The sequence below is a fragment of the Thermophilibacter provencensis genome (assembly GCF_900128445.1).
In the GTDB taxonomy this organism is placed as follows: domain Bacteria; phylum Actinomycetota; class Coriobacteriia; order Coriobacteriales; family Atopobiaceae; genus Thermophilibacter; species Thermophilibacter provencensis.
Genome location: NZ_LT671417.1, coordinates 1,219,838 through 1,236,038, shown reverse-complemented (window position 1 = coordinate 1,236,038; position 16,201 = coordinate 1,219,838). Strand labels below are relative to the sequence as shown.

At 70.7% G+C, this 16,201-nt stretch carries 17 protein-coding genes and 1 riboswitch; of the genes, 6 read left to right on the top strand and 11 right to left on the bottom strand.

What is annotated here, in order from left to right; all coding sequences use genetic code 11:
* Positions 1-72 precede the first annotated feature (72 nt).
* Both BQ7391_RS05595 and BQ7391_RS05590 read right to left on the bottom strand, forming a co-directional pair.
* On the bottom strand, positions 73-870 hold the full coding sequence (locus BQ7391_RS05595; protein WP_075279697.1) for a YebC/PmpR family DNA-binding transcriptional regulator: 798 nt from the start codon (positions 868-870) through the stop codon (positions 73-75).
* Between the two features lie 240 nt (positions 871-1,110).
* Positions 1,111-1,821: an ECF transporter S component gene (locus BQ7391_RS05590; RefSeq protein ID WP_235858627.1), complete on the bottom strand. Its 711-nt coding sequence runs from the start codon at positions 1,819-1,821 to the stop codon at positions 1,111-1,113.
* A gap of 57 nt (positions 1,822-1,878) precedes the next feature.
* On the opposite strand from BQ7391_RS05590, the gene BQ7391_RS05585 reads away from it, so the two are divergent.
* The gene (locus BQ7391_RS05585; RefSeq protein WP_075279696.1) at positions 1,879-2,316 is read left to right on the top strand and encodes a hypothetical protein; all 438 of its coding nucleotides are present in this window, start codon (positions 1,879-1,881) and stop codon (positions 2,314-2,316) included.
* Positions 2,317-2,330: 14 nt separating this feature from the next.
* On the opposite strand, the gene BQ7391_RS05580 is transcribed toward BQ7391_RS05585, so the two are convergent.
* The 4 genes from BQ7391_RS05580 to BQ7391_RS05565 all read right to left on the bottom strand — a co-directional run bounded on the left by BQ7391_RS05580 (position 2,331) and on the right by BQ7391_RS05565 (position 5,736).
* Positions 2,331-3,830 carry an ABC transporter ATP-binding protein gene (locus tag BQ7391_RS05580; RefSeq protein WP_075279695.1) on the bottom strand — a complete coding sequence of 500 codons (1,500 nt, stop codon included), beginning with the start codon at positions 3,828-3,830 and terminating at the stop codon, positions 2,331-2,333.
* Positions 3,827-4,702, bottom strand: coding sequence for an energy-coupling factor transporter transmembrane component T family protein (locus BQ7391_RS05575; RefSeq protein ID WP_075279694.1), 876 nt, complete (start codon positions 4,700-4,702; stop codon positions 3,827-3,829). The genes BQ7391_RS05580 and BQ7391_RS05575 overlap by 4 nt, the downstream gene beginning before the upstream one ends.
* Positions 4,703-4,710: 8 nt before the next feature.
* Complete coding sequence (locus BQ7391_RS05570; RefSeq protein ID WP_075279693.1) at positions 4,711-5,184, bottom strand: DUF4430 domain-containing protein; 474 nt, start codon at positions 5,182-5,184, stop codon at positions 4,711-4,713.
* A gap of 222 nt (positions 5,185-5,406) precedes the next feature.
* Positions 5,407-5,736 carry a winged helix-turn-helix domain-containing protein gene (locus BQ7391_RS05565; RefSeq protein WP_075279692.1) on the bottom strand — a complete coding sequence of 110 codons (330 nt, stop codon included), beginning with the start codon at positions 5,734-5,736 and terminating at the stop codon, positions 5,407-5,409.
* A 204-nt stretch (positions 5,737-5,940) separates the two neighbouring features.
* On the opposite strand from BQ7391_RS05565, the gene BQ7391_RS05560 reads away from it, so the two are divergent.
* The 3 genes from BQ7391_RS05560 to BQ7391_RS05550 all read left to right on the top strand — a co-directional run bounded on the left by BQ7391_RS05560 (position 5,941) and on the right by BQ7391_RS05550 (position 10,956).
* On the top strand, positions 5,941-9,699 hold the full coding sequence (locus BQ7391_RS05560) for a DUF7601 domain-containing protein (protein WP_075279691.1): 3,759 nt from the start codon (positions 5,941-5,943) through the stop codon (positions 9,697-9,699).
* A gap of 116 nt (positions 9,700-9,815) precedes the next feature.
* Positions 9,816-10,247: an ArsR/SmtB family transcription factor gene (locus tag BQ7391_RS05555; protein ID WP_075279690.1), complete on the top strand. Its 432-nt coding sequence runs from the start codon at positions 9,816-9,818 to the stop codon at positions 10,245-10,247.
* On the top strand, positions 10,228-10,956 hold the full coding sequence (locus BQ7391_RS05550; RefSeq protein WP_075279689.1) for a nitroreductase family protein: 729 nt from the start codon (positions 10,228-10,230) through the stop codon (positions 10,954-10,956). The genes BQ7391_RS05555 and BQ7391_RS05550 overlap by 20 nt, the downstream gene beginning before the upstream one ends.
* A 268-nt stretch (positions 10,957-11,224) precedes the next feature.
* Here BQ7391_RS05550 and BQ7391_RS05545 read toward each other — a convergent pair whose 3' ends face one another.
* Both BQ7391_RS05545 and BQ7391_RS05540 read right to left on the bottom strand, forming a co-directional pair.
* The gene (locus tag BQ7391_RS05545) at positions 11,225-12,139 is read right to left on the bottom strand and encodes a ketopantoate reductase family protein (RefSeq protein ID WP_075279688.1); all 915 of its coding nucleotides are present in this window, start codon (positions 12,137-12,139) and stop codon (positions 11,225-11,227) included.
* Between the two features lie 104 nt (positions 12,140-12,243).
* The gene (locus BQ7391_RS05540; protein ID WP_075279687.1) at positions 12,244-12,567 is read right to left on the bottom strand and encodes a DMT family transporter; all 324 of its coding nucleotides are present in this window, start codon (positions 12,565-12,567) and stop codon (positions 12,244-12,246) included.
* A gap of 17 nt (positions 12,568-12,584) precedes the next feature.
* A riboswitch (guanidine-III (ykkC-III) riboswitch) is annotated at positions 12,585-12,645 on the bottom strand.
* Between the two features lie 172 nt (positions 12,646-12,817).
* Between BQ7391_RS05540 and BQ7391_RS05535 the strand changes: the two genes are divergently transcribed.
* Positions 12,818-13,786, top strand: coding sequence for a calcium/sodium antiporter (locus BQ7391_RS05535; RefSeq protein ID WP_083662123.1), 969 nt, complete (start codon positions 12,818-12,820; stop codon positions 13,784-13,786).
* Between the two features lie 103 nt (positions 13,787-13,889).
* On the opposite strand, the gene BQ7391_RS05530 is transcribed toward BQ7391_RS05535, so the two are convergent.
* From BQ7391_RS05530 to BQ7391_RS05520, 3 genes are all read right to left on the bottom strand, one after another.
* Entirely contained in the window at positions 13,890-14,579 is a 690-nt protein-coding gene (locus BQ7391_RS05530; RefSeq protein ID WP_075279686.1) for a hypothetical protein, read from the bottom strand.
* 126 nt (positions 14,580-14,705) lie between these two features.
* Entirely contained in the window at positions 14,706-15,233 is a 528-nt protein-coding gene (locus BQ7391_RS05525; RefSeq protein ID WP_075279685.1) for a YcxB family protein, read from the bottom strand.
* 56 nt (positions 15,234-15,289) lie between these two features.
* Entirely contained in the window at positions 15,290-15,793 is a 504-nt protein-coding gene (locus BQ7391_RS05520) for a GyrI-like domain-containing protein (RefSeq protein WP_075279684.1), read from the bottom strand.
* A 196-nt stretch (positions 15,794-15,989) separates the two neighbouring features.
* Here BQ7391_RS05520 and BQ7391_RS05515 point away from each other — a divergent pair, with 196 nt between their 5' ends.
* Positions 15,990-16,199 (top strand): helix-turn-helix transcriptional regulator, encoded by a 210-nt coding sequence (locus tag BQ7391_RS05515; protein WP_075279683.1) that lies wholly within the window; start codon positions 15,990-15,992, stop codon positions 16,197-16,199.
* Positions 16,200-16,201: the final 2 nt, after the last annotated feature.

Sequence of the window (16,201 nt, the reverse complement as noted above, 5' to 3'; positions counted from 1 at the left end):
CGATTTCTGCGCGCAGCGCAGTGAGCCGGAGAGAAGAACGGGTGCGCCCCCAGGTGCGTATGTGACGAGCGCCTACTCCTCCTCGAGGGCGGCGACGATCTCGTCGGTCATGTCCATGGTGTGGTAGACGTTCTGGACGTCCTCCAGCTCGTCCAGGCGGTCGACGAGGCGCTGGACCTTCTTGGCGTCAGCCACGGAGACCTGCGTCGGGGTGGTCGGGACCATGGTGAGCTCGGAGCCCTTGACCTCGATGCCCTGCTCCTCGAGACCCTTTGCCACGTCCTGCATCTTGTCGTACGCGGTCCAGACGATCCACTCCTCGCCGGCGTCCTCGTAGTCCTCGCCGCCGGCCTCGGCAACGGCCATCATGAACTCGTCCTCGTCGACGGCGTTCTCCTTGTCGGCGACCTTCTTGTCCTCGGACTTGATGACCTTCTCCACGGCGATGGAGCCCTTGCGCTCGAACTGGAACGCGACGGAGCCGGAGGTGCCGAGCGAGCCGCCGGAGTGGGAGAAGGCGGAGCGCACGTCAGCGGCGGTGCGGTTCTTGTTGTCGGTCAGGCAGTCAACGTAGACGGCAACGCCGGCGGGACCGTAGCCCTCGTAGGTGATCTCGGCGTAGTTGGCGGCGTCGGCGCCGGAGCCGAAGGCCTTGTCGATGGCGGCCTTGATCTTGGCGTTGGGCATTGAGACCATGCGCGCGCGGGCCACGGCGGCGGCAAGCGTCGCGTTGTTGTCCGGGTTGGGGTCGCCGCCGAGCTTGGCCGCAACGGTGATGTTGCGGGAGAGCTTGGAGAAGAGCGACGAGCGCTTGGCGTCGATGGCGGCCTTCTTGTGCTTGGTGGTTGCCCACTTAGAGTGTCCGGACATGTGCATCTCCTTCTTGCCCCGCAGGCGGCTGCCCCCGCGCGCGAAGCCCTCGACGATGATTCACGGCATGAAACGTGCCTACGATAGCGGAGACGGCGTGAGTTGTAAAGGGGCGCGATCCCACTTGGCGCGAGCACGCCTCTGCGCACGGCTCTTCACGCCAAGGTCGCGACTCCGTGCGCGGAGGCATGCTCGCCGGGATCGCGCGGGGCAACGATGGGCGAGAAGAACGCCGGGCCGTCAGAGGTCGTACTTCGCCACCACGCGGCGGATCGCCCTCCCCCACGGCAGCCAGATCGCAGCGAGAAACGCGACCGTCGCCACGCCGTGCGTGACGTCGAGCGGCAGGCTGGCCACGCAGGCCGCGAGCGCTGCCGGCCAGGTGAGGGGCTGGACGTAGCCAAGCACGTGATATCCGTTCAGGATGAGGCCATAGACCAGTCCCGAGAGAAGGCCCCAGCCGTACAGCACGGCATCGTGCGCGAGCAGGCCCCTCTCGCCGAGGACGCCCCCGATGTAGCCAACGAGGCCCCACGCATACATCTGCCAGGGCGTCCACGGGCCCTGTCCGAAGAAGAAGTTGGAGAGCAGCGCGGCGAGCGCGCCGACCACAAAGCCGCTCCTGCGACCGAGCGCGGCCCCGGCCACGATGGCGACGGCCGAGACGGGCTTGACGTCGGGAAGCGGGGCAAAGAGCACGCGTCCCGCAGCGGCGAGCGCGGCGAGGACCGCCGTGGGCATGAGCTGGCGCAGCGGCGGACGCGATGCCTCAAAGCCAGCAAGGGCGACGGCGAGGGCGGCGAGCGCGACGAGAAGGGTGAGACCGGCCGTCGCGCGCACCCCCGCCGCGGCGAGGGCGACGAGCGTCGCGGGGACGGCCGCGAGGGCGAGCGCCTCGGCGACCGCAGGGAGCCGGTGGGCGGGCGTGGCTGTCTGCTTTCCTTCCATCATGGGTATCAGTGTGCCATAGGCACCCGCCGGGAGGGCGCCCGCGAGCGAGGAGGCACCATGCTGTACATCGGGAACTTCAGCTACAACGACGACGCCGACAGCAAGGACAACTACTGCCTCATGCCCTGCGTCGTCGAGGCAGCGAGCGCCGACGAGGCTATGGAGAAGTTCGCCACGCACTTCCACGAGGTCCGCAAGAACTCCGACCTGCTCGACGGGGCGCACGAGATCTATCTCGACTCCCTCGCGGAGCTCGAGGCGGCGCCGACGGAGCCCGTGATCTGCCAGTGGCAGAAGATCGTACCGGCGATGGACGGACTGTGCAGCGTCACGAGCGCGCTGCCCGTCGTGGACGAGGAGAGCGACTTCGCGAACGCCTATGCCTGGGGCGACGACGAGCACGACCACGAGCACGACGGCGACCACGACGACGTCTCCTTCGAGGACATCGACGAGGACGACCTCGTGGAGAGCGACCCGTTCCTGCTGTTCTAGGGCGAGCCGAGCATTCAGCGATACAGCCAGGAGTTTTTGAAGAACTCCTCGGTGGGTTCGGTCACGGCGATGCCGCCGTCAAACATGAGGGAGACGCGGTCCGCCACGGCGCGCACGAAGGCCATGTCGTGCGTGGCGAGAAGGACCGTGGCGCCCTCGTTGCGCGCCCGGGCCACGCGGGCGGCCACCCGCTCGCGCGCCGAGCGGTCGAGCCCCTTGGTCGGCTCGTCGAGCAGCAGCAGGCGCGGGCGCACGAGCAGCAGCTTCTCGAGCGCCAGCAGCTGCTGCTGGCCTCCGGAGAGGTCGTAGGGATGCCGGTCGGCGGCAGCGTCGAGACCGAGCTCGGCGAGGGACGCCCCCACCTCCCGCGCGCCATACCCGCCAGCGTGCGACCACTCCATGAGCTCGTCGCGCACCGTCTCGCGGGAGAGGAGCGCCTTGGGGCTTTGCGGCAGCAGCGCCTGGCTCGTCGCGGCGGCGTTGCGCACCCGCCCCCGCCGAGGGCGCACGACCCCCGCCATCGCCGCAAGCAGCGTCGACTTGCCGCACCCGTTGGCGCCCACCACGGCACGAACCTCGCCCGCGCCCAGATCGAGGTCCAGCTCGCGCAGGACCCACCGTCCGTCGCGGTCATAGCGGAACCAGAGGTCGTCTGCGACGATCAGGCCCCTCTCTTCGAAGCGCCCTCCCGAGGGCCCGTCGGGCGCGCATCCCCCTTGCAGCGAATCTGCCCGCGGGCTTTTGGCGCTCCCTGCCCCGCACCCTGCGCCGGGAGCGCCAGGACCCCGTGGGCGGGCTTGACGTTGGGCGGCGCGCAGCGGCTCGGGACGAGCCACCTCCTCCAGCGGGACCTCCCGCACGCGCCCCTCCGCGAGCTCGAACGCGCACGTCGCGTAGTCAAGCATCGCCTCGGGCGCGTGGGTGGCCACCACCACGGTGACGCCCAGCTCGCGGTTCACGCGGAAGAGCATCGCGAGGAAGTCCTTCTCGGCAAGGGGGTCGAGCATGCTCGTAGGCTCGTCAAGCAGAAGCAGGCGCGGCCGCATGGCGAGCGTCGAAGCGAGGGCGAGAAGCTGGCGCTGCCCGCCAGAGAGCTCCGCCGTGCGCTCGCGGAACCACGGCCCCATGCCAAAGAACGAGCATGTCTCCGCCACGCGCCGGCGCGTCTCCGGCTCCGGGACTCCGAGGTTCTCCAGGCCGAAGGCCATCTCGTGCCAGACGGTCTCGCAGACGACCTGCGCGTCCGGGCTCTGGAAGACGTAGCCCACGGCGCGCGCGGAGGCGAGCGGCCCCAGCGAGCGCACGTCCTCCCCGAAGGCGCGCACCGCGCCGGAGAGCTCGCCGGCAGGGGCGATCTCAGGCTTGACGAGACGCAGCATCGTGGACTTTCCTGACCCCGTTGCGCCCACGAGCAGGGCAAAGGCGCCCTCGGGCACATCGAGGGAGATGCCGCGCAGGACGTCCGCGCCGCCGGGGTACGAGAACGTCACGTCGCGGAACTCGAGCGCGCTCATCCCGCATCCCCTCGCTCGGCCCACCTCGCCGCGAGCTCCGCGACGGCGGGCAGCAGGGCGAGCAGGGCAAACGGCAGGTAGCACCACCAGGGAGCGAGCCCGGACATCCTCGGGTAGAACTCCCAGGAGGAGCAGGCCGCCCACGCGCCCGCCGCGCCCAGGGCGAGAAGGGCCGCGATCCCTGCTGCCGCCACGGCATCGCGCGCGCGGAACCGCTCGGGCCGGTAGCGCGTCCGCGGGCTGCCGGACTCCCAGCCCCGCGCCCGCATGGCGTCAGCCCGCTCGAGGGAGTCCTCGAGCGACCAGGAGAGCAGCATCGTCGACGTGCGGAGCAGCTCGTCGCGCGCGGGCGGGCGCGGGCCCGCCGCCGTGCAGGCGCGCGCCGCCGCGCGCACCGCGCGAGCCCTGCCCAGCATCTGCGGCACGAGCTGGGCCGCCATGGACGCCACGAGCGGCACCGAGCGAGCGCGCCTACCTGCGAGCGCGAGCAGGCGATCCTGCGTGAGAACCGCCGCGGCGTCCTCGAACCACAGGACCGTCGCGACCAGAAGGGCCCCCATCGTGGCGCCGTACGCAAGGCTCTCCAGGTAGACGCTCCGAGGCCCCACCTTGAGGAGCAGCGTGGACCCGGAGGCCGAGAAGAACGGGTTGAGCAGGCACACGAGCACGAGCAGCGGCAGCTGCCAGGCGAGCCCGCGCACCGTGGCCGCCGCGCCTCGGGCGACCAGCGAGAAGGCCAGCGCGCCCGAAAGCGAGAACGTCACGAGGACGGGATGGACCGCCAGCATCGAGAGCGCGGCCACCCCCGCAAAGAGCATCGCGGGGACGGCCGCGTGGCAGGCGTCAAAGGCTGTGGAGCGCGGACGCGCCATCGCAGGGGCTACTCGGTGAACTCGGTCACGTAGGTCCAGGTCACCACGTCGCCGGCCTTGAGCTCGTACTGGGAGCAGCCGACCTCGGCCATCTCACCGTTGACCTCGAACATCCAGCCGCTCATGTCGCCGAAGTCCCCTCCGGCGAGGCCGTTGATGCCCTGGACGTACATGCCGTAGTCGGAGTCGGTGGCGTTGACGTCGGCGCCGGTTGCGACCAGCGCGTCGTAGACCGTGGCTCCCTCGGGAAGGTCGACGTCAGCGGTGGTCGACCCGCCCTCGCCAGCCGTGGCGTCAATCTCCACGGTGACGGAGATGGTTGCCTGCTGCTCCTGGGACTCATCTGCGCCGGAGGCCGCGGAGCCGTCCGTGGCGGGCGCGGCGCCGCACGCGGCCAGGCCCACGGCAAGCACGAGCGCCGCGAAGGCGGCGCCGAGGCGCGTGAGCAGGTTCTTCTCGACAGTGCTGTTCTTCTTGGACATGATGCCTCGCTCTCTCCCCCTTGGGGGGCGTCGTGAGGGCAAGGCAGGACCGACGACCCGCGCGGTCGCCTTCCTCGACACAGCCGTGTGCTGATCCGGAGTCAAACCGGAATCCTTTTTTCATCTACTAGGCGTAGCAGCTCTTCGAACCGTGCCCTCTATGCGGTTGGGGACCTCAGTGTAGCAGCTTGGACCGACGAGAAGCGCGGCGGGCCGCGGGGCTCACTCCCCCGGCACCACGGCCCGGTACCCCAGGCCGCGGATCGTCTCGATGGAGAGCTCCCCCCAGCCCGCGAAGCGCGTGCGCAGGCGGTTGACGTGCACGTCCACGGTGCGCTCGGCGCCCTCGGTGTCCCAGCCCCATATCTCGTCAAGAAGCTGCATACGCGTGTAGGTGCGCCCCGGGCCCTGCAGGAGGAACTGGAGCAGCCGGAACTCCTTGGGCGGCAGGCAGACCTCCTCGGTGCCGCGCACCACCACGAGCGCATCGGCGTCGAGCACCACGCGGCCCACCTCGAGCCGGCGCTCGCCGCGCGCATCATCGAGCTGCACCGCGGCTCAATCGACGTGCAGAGCTCGCCGGGCAGGGGGTCGGTCTTCGAGGTGCGCCTGCCGGCGCGCCGGGGTTAGGGGTCGCGGACGAGCCGCCGAGCCGCCGGCACCGTCGGCGGGCCCGTCTCCCTCCTCATGAATGAACCACATCCCATGCGGGTAGAGAAGGGGCATTTGTGCCCCCTCCCACAGAATCGAGCCCGCATGTCGCGCAACCCCCGCCGCACCGCAGCCCTTCTCGCCAGCGTGGCGCTCGCAGCCCTCCTCGCTTGCCTCGGCCCCCGCCACGCCCTGGGCCAGCCCGTCTCTAAGGTCGTCGACCCGGACACCTCCTCTCGGTGGACCTCGGTCTTCGGGGACGGATCCGAAGGGGGCTACTCAACCGACCAGGCGGGACGCATCTGGGTCGACAAGTCCGTCTACGCGAGCTCCCAGGAGGCCCGCAACGCCGGGCTCGACGTCACGCTCGAGGACGAGCAGCACGGATTCGTGGTGGGACTCTCTGCGCTCTCTTCAGCCGTCTCCGTTCGCGAGGAGGGCGGTCCCGCCCATGACGTCATCTTCGTCGTGAGCACGAACCGCGTCCTCTCCGACCTGCCCTACGGCGGGCGGCCCCAGGCGGCCTACCTCGCCGACGCGCTCAACGCCTCCATCGCGCGCCTCATGGGGCAAAACGACGGGGCGCCCGTCCCGACGCGCGTCGGCGTGGTCGGATACAGCTCCGACGTCGTCACCCTCATGCCGCTTGACGTCTACGAGCCCGACGCAGAGGGACACTACGTGCGCTTCTCCCCGGGGACGGGCGGCGCCCCCGGGTCGCTTGAGGTCGTCGCCTCCTCGACGAGCGGCTCGGGCACCGAGAACGCCGCGCTCGGCAGCGGATCCTACCTGCAGCGGGCCGTGCACGTCGCCGCGGACGAGCTCGTCGGCGCGGCCGTGGACCAGGGCTCCGGGTCGCGCGAGCCGGTCCTCGTTGCCATGGGGATCGAGACGCCGCCCATGGCGAGCACGAGCCTCTTCGACCCTCCCTCCTACGAGGGGGACGGCACCGGGTTTCTCGGGCCCCTCCCCGGGAGCCGGCAGACCGGCTACGGCACCGACGCGCTCCTCGCCACGCTGCTCACCATGCGCTACGAGGCGGGCCGCGTGAGCGATGCCTGGGGCGGCGCCGGAGGCGAGCTCAGCCTCTGCACCGTTGGCCTCGACACGAGCGAGACGGCGGCCTACCTGCTGGAGACCCCGCTCGAGCAGGCGGCCCACGAGCTGCCGGGCTCGGGGGCGGCCGCCGGCCAGGACCTGCGCGACAACCTCAGGGGCGCGGCCCAGGCATACGCGGACGCGGCAGCCGCGGGCGAGCAGAGCGTGACGCTCGACCTCTTTGGCTCGGGCGCGGGCGGGCTCGTCGCCGCAAGCGTGACGCTCCCCACAAAGGACGGCCTGGTCCCGGCAGGTGACCCGCTCGCGCTCTCCCCCGTCGACGACTACCTTCCCGCCCGCAGCGCCCGGGCGCTCACCTGGGCGCTCGGCTCGGCGGTGGGTCGCTCGCTCGGCATCTCGTACGCCGCTCCTGCCTCGGGAGGGCCGGACGAGGACATGCCGGGCGGCAGCCGCGTCCAGCTCTCCGACCGGGTAGGCGCGGGCATGCGGGTCGCGCGCGTTGACGGCATCGTTTACGGCTCTCACCTGCTCAGCGGCGCGCTCGCCGCGCAGGCGGTGAAGATCAGCCTGGAGGACCCCTACCACCCCGACGCCACCCACGAGTTCAGCTACCTCGTGGAGGCCATGAACGCGCGCTACGGACTGGGCAACGAGACATACGACCTCTTCTACCAGGCCCTCGCCGACGGGCAGTTCTCCTATGCGAGCGATGACGACTTCTCCAACCACGCCTCCTGGTACGTCAACGGGGCGCACGGGATGGTCCCCTCGCAGGGCCGCTCGTACACCTTCGCCACGCAGGAGGAGGTCGACGCCGCGACGGACGGAGACTGGAAGGATCGCGCCCCCGAGAGCGTGCGCGCCCGCATCGAGGCCGCCCAGGCGGCGGGTGCCGCCGCGGTCTGCGAGACCTACTTCTATATCGGCAACTACCGAAGCCAGTACGACGGCGGCGACGTCACCCTGTACGACTTCGTCGTGATGGTGGAGACCGACCTCGCGACGGGTCGCCAGGAGCTCCTGCTCTCCGTCCCCGTGGAGGCCGTGCCCGCCCTGCGCGCAGACGTGAGCGTGCGGGAGGACGGCTCCGCCACCATGAGTCTCGACCACGCGCTCGAGACCACCCCGATCCGCCTCGCCTACCAGGTGGAGCCGACGCCCGCCCTCTCGACGCTGCTCAAGCGCATGGAGGCCGGCGAGGTCGTGAGCGACGCGGAGCTCGAGGGCGCGCTCGGCGAGAGCCCAGCGAGCAACGGGCTCGCGGGCCGTCTCGTCTATGCGAGCGCGTTCACTGGGTCGGGAGACTCCGCCGAGGCGGGCGCGACGGGAGGCGCCTGGGCGTCCCAGGCCAACCCCTACTACGCCTTCACGAGGGACACGCCCCTGTTCGAGCGCCGGGGCGACGCCTACGTCCCGCTCACCACGATGCCCGTGGCCGGCAGGACGTACTACTTCGAGAGGACCGTGTACTCGGCGAGCTTCCCCTCCCCCGACGACACGGTCCCGGCACGCGTCGAGCGGGCGTACGCCCCCTATGTGATGGCGGTCGACGACGAGGACGCCCCGAGGCACTTTGCCGTCAGGGACGGGCAGTGCGTCGCGCTCGCCGGGACCCCGCGCCGCATCGCCGCGGAGGCCCTCGGGTCCGTGGGCAAGGACCCCAACGCCACCGCGAGCGCGCCCTACGTGGAGCGCCTCTCCGTGGAGGCCCCCGAGTCCGGGGGCGTCCACCTCGTGTCGAGCCTCGGGAACAACGGCGCGCTCGTCGTGCCCCTTGGGGTCAGGACGGGGTCTCTGCGCGTTCGCAAGGACGTCGACGGCGGGCCGGCGGGAGCGAGCTTCTCCTTCTCCGTCACGCTCAGGGACGAGGACGGGGAGCCCCTCTCCGGCCAGGTCACCTATCGCGTGGGCGACTCCGCGGCGACGGCCGCGCTCGACGGGGGCGGGTCCTTCTCGGCAAGGCTCGCTGGCGGCCAGGAGCTCGTGGTCGAGGGGCTTCCCGCCGGGACGCGCTACCTCGTGCGGGAGGACGACTACTCGGGCTCCGGCTACCTCTCCCTGCAAACGGGCGGCGAGGGAGCGGTCGAGGCTGATGGGGAGGCGCTCGCCTCCTTCACCAACGCGTGGAGCGCGGGCGACCTGGGGATCGCCAGCGTGATGGCCGGCAACGACGCCGAGCCCGACCGCGCGGTCTCGTTCGAAGTGGTCGTGCGAGGCCTCTTCGCGGCGCACCCCGACGAGGACGCGCTCGCCTTCGAGGCGACGCGCCACGCGGGAGACCAGGTCAGCGAGGAGCGAATCGTGTTCTCGCGCGTGGGGGGAGGGACCGACGGCGTGGCCCGCGTCGAGGGGCTCACGGGCGGTTCGGGCGTGCTCGTCTCCGGGCTCCCCGAGGGGGCCTCCTACGCGGTGAGCGAGGTTGACGCCGACGCGCTCATTGCCGACGGATACGCCATCTACGCGGGGAGCGCCGAGGAGGTGGCCTCGGGCAGGGAGGCGACCTCCGCCGAGGGCGCCATTGCGGGCGGGGACGCCGTGAGCGCCGCCTACTTCGTTCACGTGCGCGAGAGGGGCTCAGAGCCAGCGCCCGGGCCCGACCCCGGCCCCGACCCGACGCCGGGCCCGGAGCCCGATCCGACGCCCACCCCCGCGGGCGAGGTGACCGACGGCCAGACGGACGCCGAGCCCCTCCCCGAGTCCGGCGACGCAACGAGCTCCCTTGCGGTCCTTCTCGCCGCGGGGGCGTGCGGGACGGCGCTTGCGGCCTCCGGCATCGCGATTGTCAGAAGACGCGGAGGGCGCTGAGTCCGCCACCCCGCGCCGTTCGTCTCGCCTTTCTTTACCGATGGTTACGCACGGTCCGGCCGCGGGGATAATCCCTCACGACATCCGTTCGGCCTTGCGAGCCGTTGGGGGGCAGCGTGGACCAGGAGCTCATCGCCCGCTCCATGCGCGAGCTCGCGCGCGAGTTTGACTCGTGCCGCGACCTGCTTGTGGCGTTGGGCAACGAGAACCGCCAGCTCATCTTCATGGCGCTACTCGAGAGCTTCGGCGGCGCCCGCGTGGGCGAGCTCGCCGAGCGCGCGGGGCTCTCGCGCCCCGCGACCTCCCACCACCTCAAGGTCCTGCGCGAGGCCGGGCTGGCGGAGAGCTACCGGGTGGGGACGCGCAGCTTCTACCACGCGAGCACCCGGCTCGACCGCTGGGGCGAGCTCGCGCGCGTGACAAGCGACGCGGAGCGCTTCGTTCGCGCCATGGTGGCGCTCGAGGCGCGCGGAGAGGGATGCTCCCGCCGAGACGGAAAAGACGTATCCGACCGAGAGGAACGCCCAGATGACCACGACGCCCTTTGACGCCCGCGTCGCCGCACTCGACGCCGGCGCCCTCGCCGAGCTCATGCGCGGCCGCCACTCCGTGCGCGCCTTCACCGACCGCCCGATCGAGGGCGCGGTGCGCGAGGCCCTGGAGGCCCAGATGGCGGCGGAGAACGAGCGCGCGGGTCTCAGCATGCAGCTCTGCCTCGACGCCCCGGGCGCCTTCGACGGCACGCTCGCCCACTACGGCAGCTTCCGCAACGTGCGCAACCACCTCGCCCTCGTGGGCCCGGCCGTCCCCGGGCTGGACGAGGCCGTGGGCTACGCCGGAGAGAAGGTCGTGCTGCTGGCGCGCGCCCTGGGCGTGGACTCCTGCTGGGTGGCGCTCACCTACGACCGCAGGAGGAGCCCCGCTCGCGTGGGGGCGGGCGAGAAGTACGCGCTGGCCGTGGCGCTGGGATACGGCGAGAAGCCGGGCTCCGCGCACCCGGTCAAGCCGGTCGAGCGGCTCTGCCGCGTGAGCGGCGAGGCGCCCGCGTGGTTCACCGCGGGCGTCGAGGCCGCCCGCCTGGCCCCGACGGCCCTGAACCAGCAGCGCTTCCGCTTCGAGCTGCTCGAGGACGGACGCACGGTGCGCGCCCGCGCGCTGCCCGCGCTCTCCTGCGGGAGGGTCGACCTCGGCATCGCCCGCCTGCACTTCGAGCTGGGCGCCAATGCGGTCTCGCGTGACTGGGCGTTCGAGCGGTAGCGGGGCGCCGCGCACGGACCCTCCGGGGCGCGGGCCGCAGACGCCCATCGGTGCCACTTCGCGACACGTCGGGTCCCTGGCGGGCAGCGCGGCTTTTCTCGCGCTTCTCGCTCTTCTCGCTGGAAATAACGCGCAAAGTTTGACTTTTGCCTTTTTGCCAACTGCATATATATGAAACGAAAACAAATTGTGTGCGTTAATTTCGAGGTGCCGCCGAAGTTGCCCACCCGAGCCAACGCCTGGCGAGAAGAGCGCGGCGGCCCTCTGGCTAGAAGCCCGCCTCGATCTCGTGGATGCGCCCGTAGAGCCAGCGGTTGGTGGGGACGAGGATGCCGTGCCTCTCGGCGAGCCGGATGACGGTGCCGGAGAACTCCTCCACCTCGGTCGGCTTGCGGTTGATGCGGTCCTGCGCCATGGACGGCAGGCCGTCGGGCTCGAGGCCCGCGACGAGGTCGGCCATCTGCACGAGGTCGGCCTCCGTGACGTCGACCCCCTCGGCGCGCGCCACGGCCAGCGCCTCGCGCATGGCGGCGACGAAGCAGCGGTTCTGCTCGCTTCCCGGCTCGCTCGCGGTCCCGTACGTGCCACCGAAGGCCATGCAGGTCTGGTTTATCCCGACGTTGAGCATGAGCTTCACCCACATGCGGCGGCGGATGCCCGCCTCGACCACGTGCGGGATGCCGGCGCGCCCGTAGAGGTCCGCGACGTCGTCCACCACGCCCGGGTCCGTCCCCGGGGCGGCTCCGAAGCGGATCTCGCCGGGATGCGTGTAGGTCATCTCGCCGCCGATGAAGACGGCGTCCATGCCCTGCGCGACAGAGAGCACGGTGCGCCCCCAGCCAAAGCGCTCCGCCACGCGCTCCTCGCTCGTGATGCCGTTGAGCAGCGAGGCGATTGCCGTGCGCGGGCCCACGAGCCGCTCCATGGTGTCGAGCGCCCGGTCGAGGCCGGTCGCCTTGGTGGCGAGGATCACCAGGTCGACGGGGTCGGCCTCGCTCGCGGCAAGGGTGTGCACGCGCAGCGGCTCCCCGTTGACGGTCGGCACCTCCCCCGCGTGACGGGCAAAGCGCTCGTCGTCCATCACGAACTCGACGGCGCCCGGCCCGAGGTTCCTCTCGGCGATGGAGCCGTAGAGCATCCCCACCGCGCCGCGCCCGATGATCGCCACGCTCTCGATTGCCATGTGCGCCTCCCGCCCCCGTTGTGACAGGGGGACGGAGGGTTTGTCACACCTCCGTCCCCCTGTCACAGTTTAGCGCGAGAAGGGTCTTCGGGCCTCTGCCCGAGCTAGTGGGACTCGCCTACGAGCTTGAGCCCCACCACGCAGCCGACGAGCCCCGCGAGCAGCAGGACCTTGGCCCACGAGAAGGGCTCCGCCCCGGTGGCGATGCCGTAGCCCACCGTGACCGCCGCCCCGATCCCAACCCAGACGGCGTACGCGGTCCCGATGGGGATGGTGCGCACGGCATGGCTGAGGCCGAGCATGCTCGCCACGAGCGCCGCCACGAAGACGACCGACGGCAGGAGCCTGGTGAAGCCCTCCGCGCGGTCGAGCGCCAGCGCCCACACAGCCTCAAGCATCCCGGAGCACACGAGCACGACCCAGTCCATGAAAGCCTCCTTCGGTAGATGCGCCGTCTTTGCGTTCCTGGTACGGCTGCCCTCGTCAGGGGCCCGGTAGGCCACAGGGCAGTGTAGCACGCTGCGCGCGTGGAGGTGGCGCAGCCTGGCGGTGCCCGCCGGGTGAGCGCGCGTAGACGCGCATCTGTGGATTCGCTTGGGAGTCGGAGGGCGACCGCATCTTGGGCGGTTTTCCCTCAGGAATACTAGATGTGGTATCCCCGGACCCGAAAGGATCGTCGTGCTTCTGAGCCTTCTCGCAATTGTCGTCGGCTTTGGCCTGCTCGTGGGCGGCGCCAACCTCCTCGTGGACGGCGCGTGCCGGCTCGCCGCGCGCTTCGGCATGCCCGAGCGCGTGGCGGGGCTCACCGTCGTCGCCATCGGAACCTCCCTGCCCGAGCTCGTCGTGAGCATCACCTCGGCCGCCGCGGGCCACGCCGACATGGCCTTCGGCAACGTTGTGGGCAGCTGCCTCGCCAACCTGCTGCTCATCCTCGGCCTCTCCGCCGTCATCGCCCCCGTCGCGCTCTCGCGCGGCACCATTCGCTTCGAGATCCCGGTGAGCGTGGCGGCCTGCGCGCTGCTCGCGCTGCTCGCCAACACCGGAGGCGAGGTCACGCGGTTCGAGGGAGTCGTGCTGCTCCTGGCCTTCGCGGCGTTTCTCGTGCGGACCACGCAGATGGGCCTGAAGGAGGGCGCGGACGAGAAGGACGCGGGCTCGCGGGAGGGCGCCGGGGCAGGGGCCCCCGCGAAGAAGCCGAGCGTCGCCTGGGCGGTGTGGCTCGTCGTCGTGGGCGCCGTCATGCTCAAGGTGGGCGCCGACCTCGTGGTTGACAACGCCACGCTCGTCGCCAGCGCTGCCGGCATCTCCGAGCGCGTCATCGGCATCACCGTGGTGGCGCTCGGAACCTGCCTGCCCGAGCTCGTGACGAGCGTCGTGGCCGCGCTGCGCGGCAACTCCGACATCGCCGTGGGCAACGTCACCGGCTCCAACATCGCCAACCTGCTGCTCGTGATGGGCGGGCCCGCTCTCTTCTCGTCCATCCCCTATGACGCGGCATACAACCTGGACCTCGCGCTCGTGGCGGCGTTCTCGCTTGCGCTCGTGGGCTTCTGCTACGTGGGCAGGCGCCACGAGATGAGCCGCGTGAACGGCGTGATCTTCGTGGTGCTCTACGCCGCCTACATCGCGGCGTCCGTGCTGAGGTAGCGGGCGCCGAGGGACGTGAGGCGCATCGCCGTCACAGGGAGCCCGGGCGGCGTGGGCGACGGGACCGCCCACCCGCAAGGCTCCCGCGGGCGGTCACGTCGCGCTATGCTCCCATGAGCGAGCCGTTGAAGTGGACGATGAGCAGCAGCATGGCCACGATGCTCGCGGCAAAGAGCGCGCCGCCCGCGACCATGAGCACCTTGGCCCAGCGCGAGGCAGGTCGGAGCGCACTCCGCCCACCTATCCCGATCATGAAGATCAGAGCCGACGCCCCAAGGCCCACCATGGCCAGGCCCTCGCCGGTCGCGAGCGCCGGAACATCCGCCAGCGCCACGTTGGCGTAGTGGTAGCCGTGCAGCAGGCTCACGTCCCCGGTCACGATCATATGCGCGCCCGGTATGACGCCCATGAGCGAGAGCAGCGCGCCCACCGCAACGCAGACCGCCATCGAGGCGCGCGGTCCCAGGCCGACCAGGCCCGACCCAGAGGCCGAGGTGACAAGACCGCCGTTGTGTCGGGCGATGGTCACCAGCGTCCCCGCAATCCCCACCACGAGCAGAACCACACCAACGACCGTTGCCCAGTCCGGCAGGGCGCTCGGAATCATGAGCGCGATGGCCACGGCCAGGACCACCATCCAGGCCCCCGTCTCTCGCGCAAGGCGGGGCCGCTCCGACTCGGGGGTGGTGGCGTAGTGGTAGCCATGCAGAAGGCGACAGTCCCCCGTCACGATCATGTACGCACCGAGAAGGGCCGTGATCCCCGCGACGGCGATGCCGATGAAGCCCTCCATGACAACCCCCCCCCCAACCACAGCGCCTCGCTCCAGGGCGCGCCCATGGCCGAATATGGTGGAAGGATTATAGTCCCGCGACCCCCCTGCAAGGACCGTTGCCGGCGAGCGCGCAAAGGGTTGCCCTCAGGCGTCCCGGCGACTCCCGACGTGGCGCTCAACGAGCGTCCTGACCTCCTCGAGCTCCTCCGGGGCGAGCTCGCCGCCGTCCACGAGCACCAGCTTGTTGTCCCCGCGTCTGAGGTAGAGGTAGTCCCCCATGGTCCCCCACTCCGTGAAGGAGGGCCAGTAGCTCACGCCGTGACCGACCTGCGAGTCGACGGTCACGCCGTCCTCGTCGAAGGAGTAGCGAACCTCCCCCGAGCGGAAGGCCTCGTCGACGAGCGTCTCCGCGCGCCTGAGCACGAAGCGCTGAAACGCCCGCGCCCGCGCGCCGAGCACGATCGCCGCGGCCCCGAGGACGAGGTAGGCGACGCCGAGGACGTCCGACCCCGAGCCGAGCAGCAGCGCCCCGATCGCGACGAGCAGCGCCCCCAGGACGACGAGGACGGGCCCGCCGATGCGACGCCGGCGCACGTTGCCGGGGCTCGCCAGCGCAACTTCGATCGCCACGGCTCGCCGCTCGTCGTTCAGGTCCATCTGATAGGAGACCATAGACACCTCCCGACACTGATAGCCGTAGTTTAGCCCACGGGCTCTACGCCCCTCGCCTACTGACCGGAGCGGGGTCTGACGGGCACCCAGACCTCGCTGTATGCCGTGCCGTCGTCGCGGATGCGGCTGAACGAGAACATCCTGAAGCCGTCGAGCTCGTAAGGTGCCGTCGCGAGCCACGTGCCGTAGATGTCCGCCGTCGCCTGCTGCATGGCCTCGGGGAAGGGGCCGTCGCTCGGGAAGACTGCCCACGTGCCAGCCGCCGCCTCGAGCGTCGCGAGCCCCGCGCCGACCTCGGCCGCGGGACGCGTGGTGAGCACGCCGATCAGGTGCGTGAGCTCGCCCTCCTCGCGCTGGAAGTCAGTGTCGGAGTCCCACGAGACGTTCACCACCTCGCGCGGGTCAAGGTCCATGAGGCGATGCATCTCGGCGCGCTGCTCCTCCGTGATGCTCCCCGCCAGCCGCGCGATCGCCGGGTTCTCGCCCTCGAACTGCATGGGCACCCGCGCCGCCACGCCGGCGAACCTGAACGCCGGCATCTCCTGAATCCGGTACTCCATGGGACCTCCCCCTTCCGGGCGTCGTCCCCCATGGTAGCGCAGCTCCCCGGGTTGCAGGTCCTTCTCGCCCGCGTCGCTTTTGTCACCGTTCGCCGGCGTATGCAAAGCATACTTGTCATTTTGTGCAAAGCATACTATGCTTGATTTGCAAAGCGCGCTTGTCATCTTCACATCCACGACCCCGGGAGGCGATGCCGTGCGAACGAGGATCAGAGAGCTGCGTCGGGAGCGGAGGCTCTCCCAGGCCGAGCTTGCCGACGCCGTGGGCACCACGCGTCAGACCATCACCTCCATCGAGGTGGGCAGGTACACGGCATCGCTGCCGCTCGCCCACAAGATAGCCCGGTACTTTGGGCTCACCATCGAGGAGGTCTTCGACTTTTCCGAGATAGACGAGGAGTTGTGATC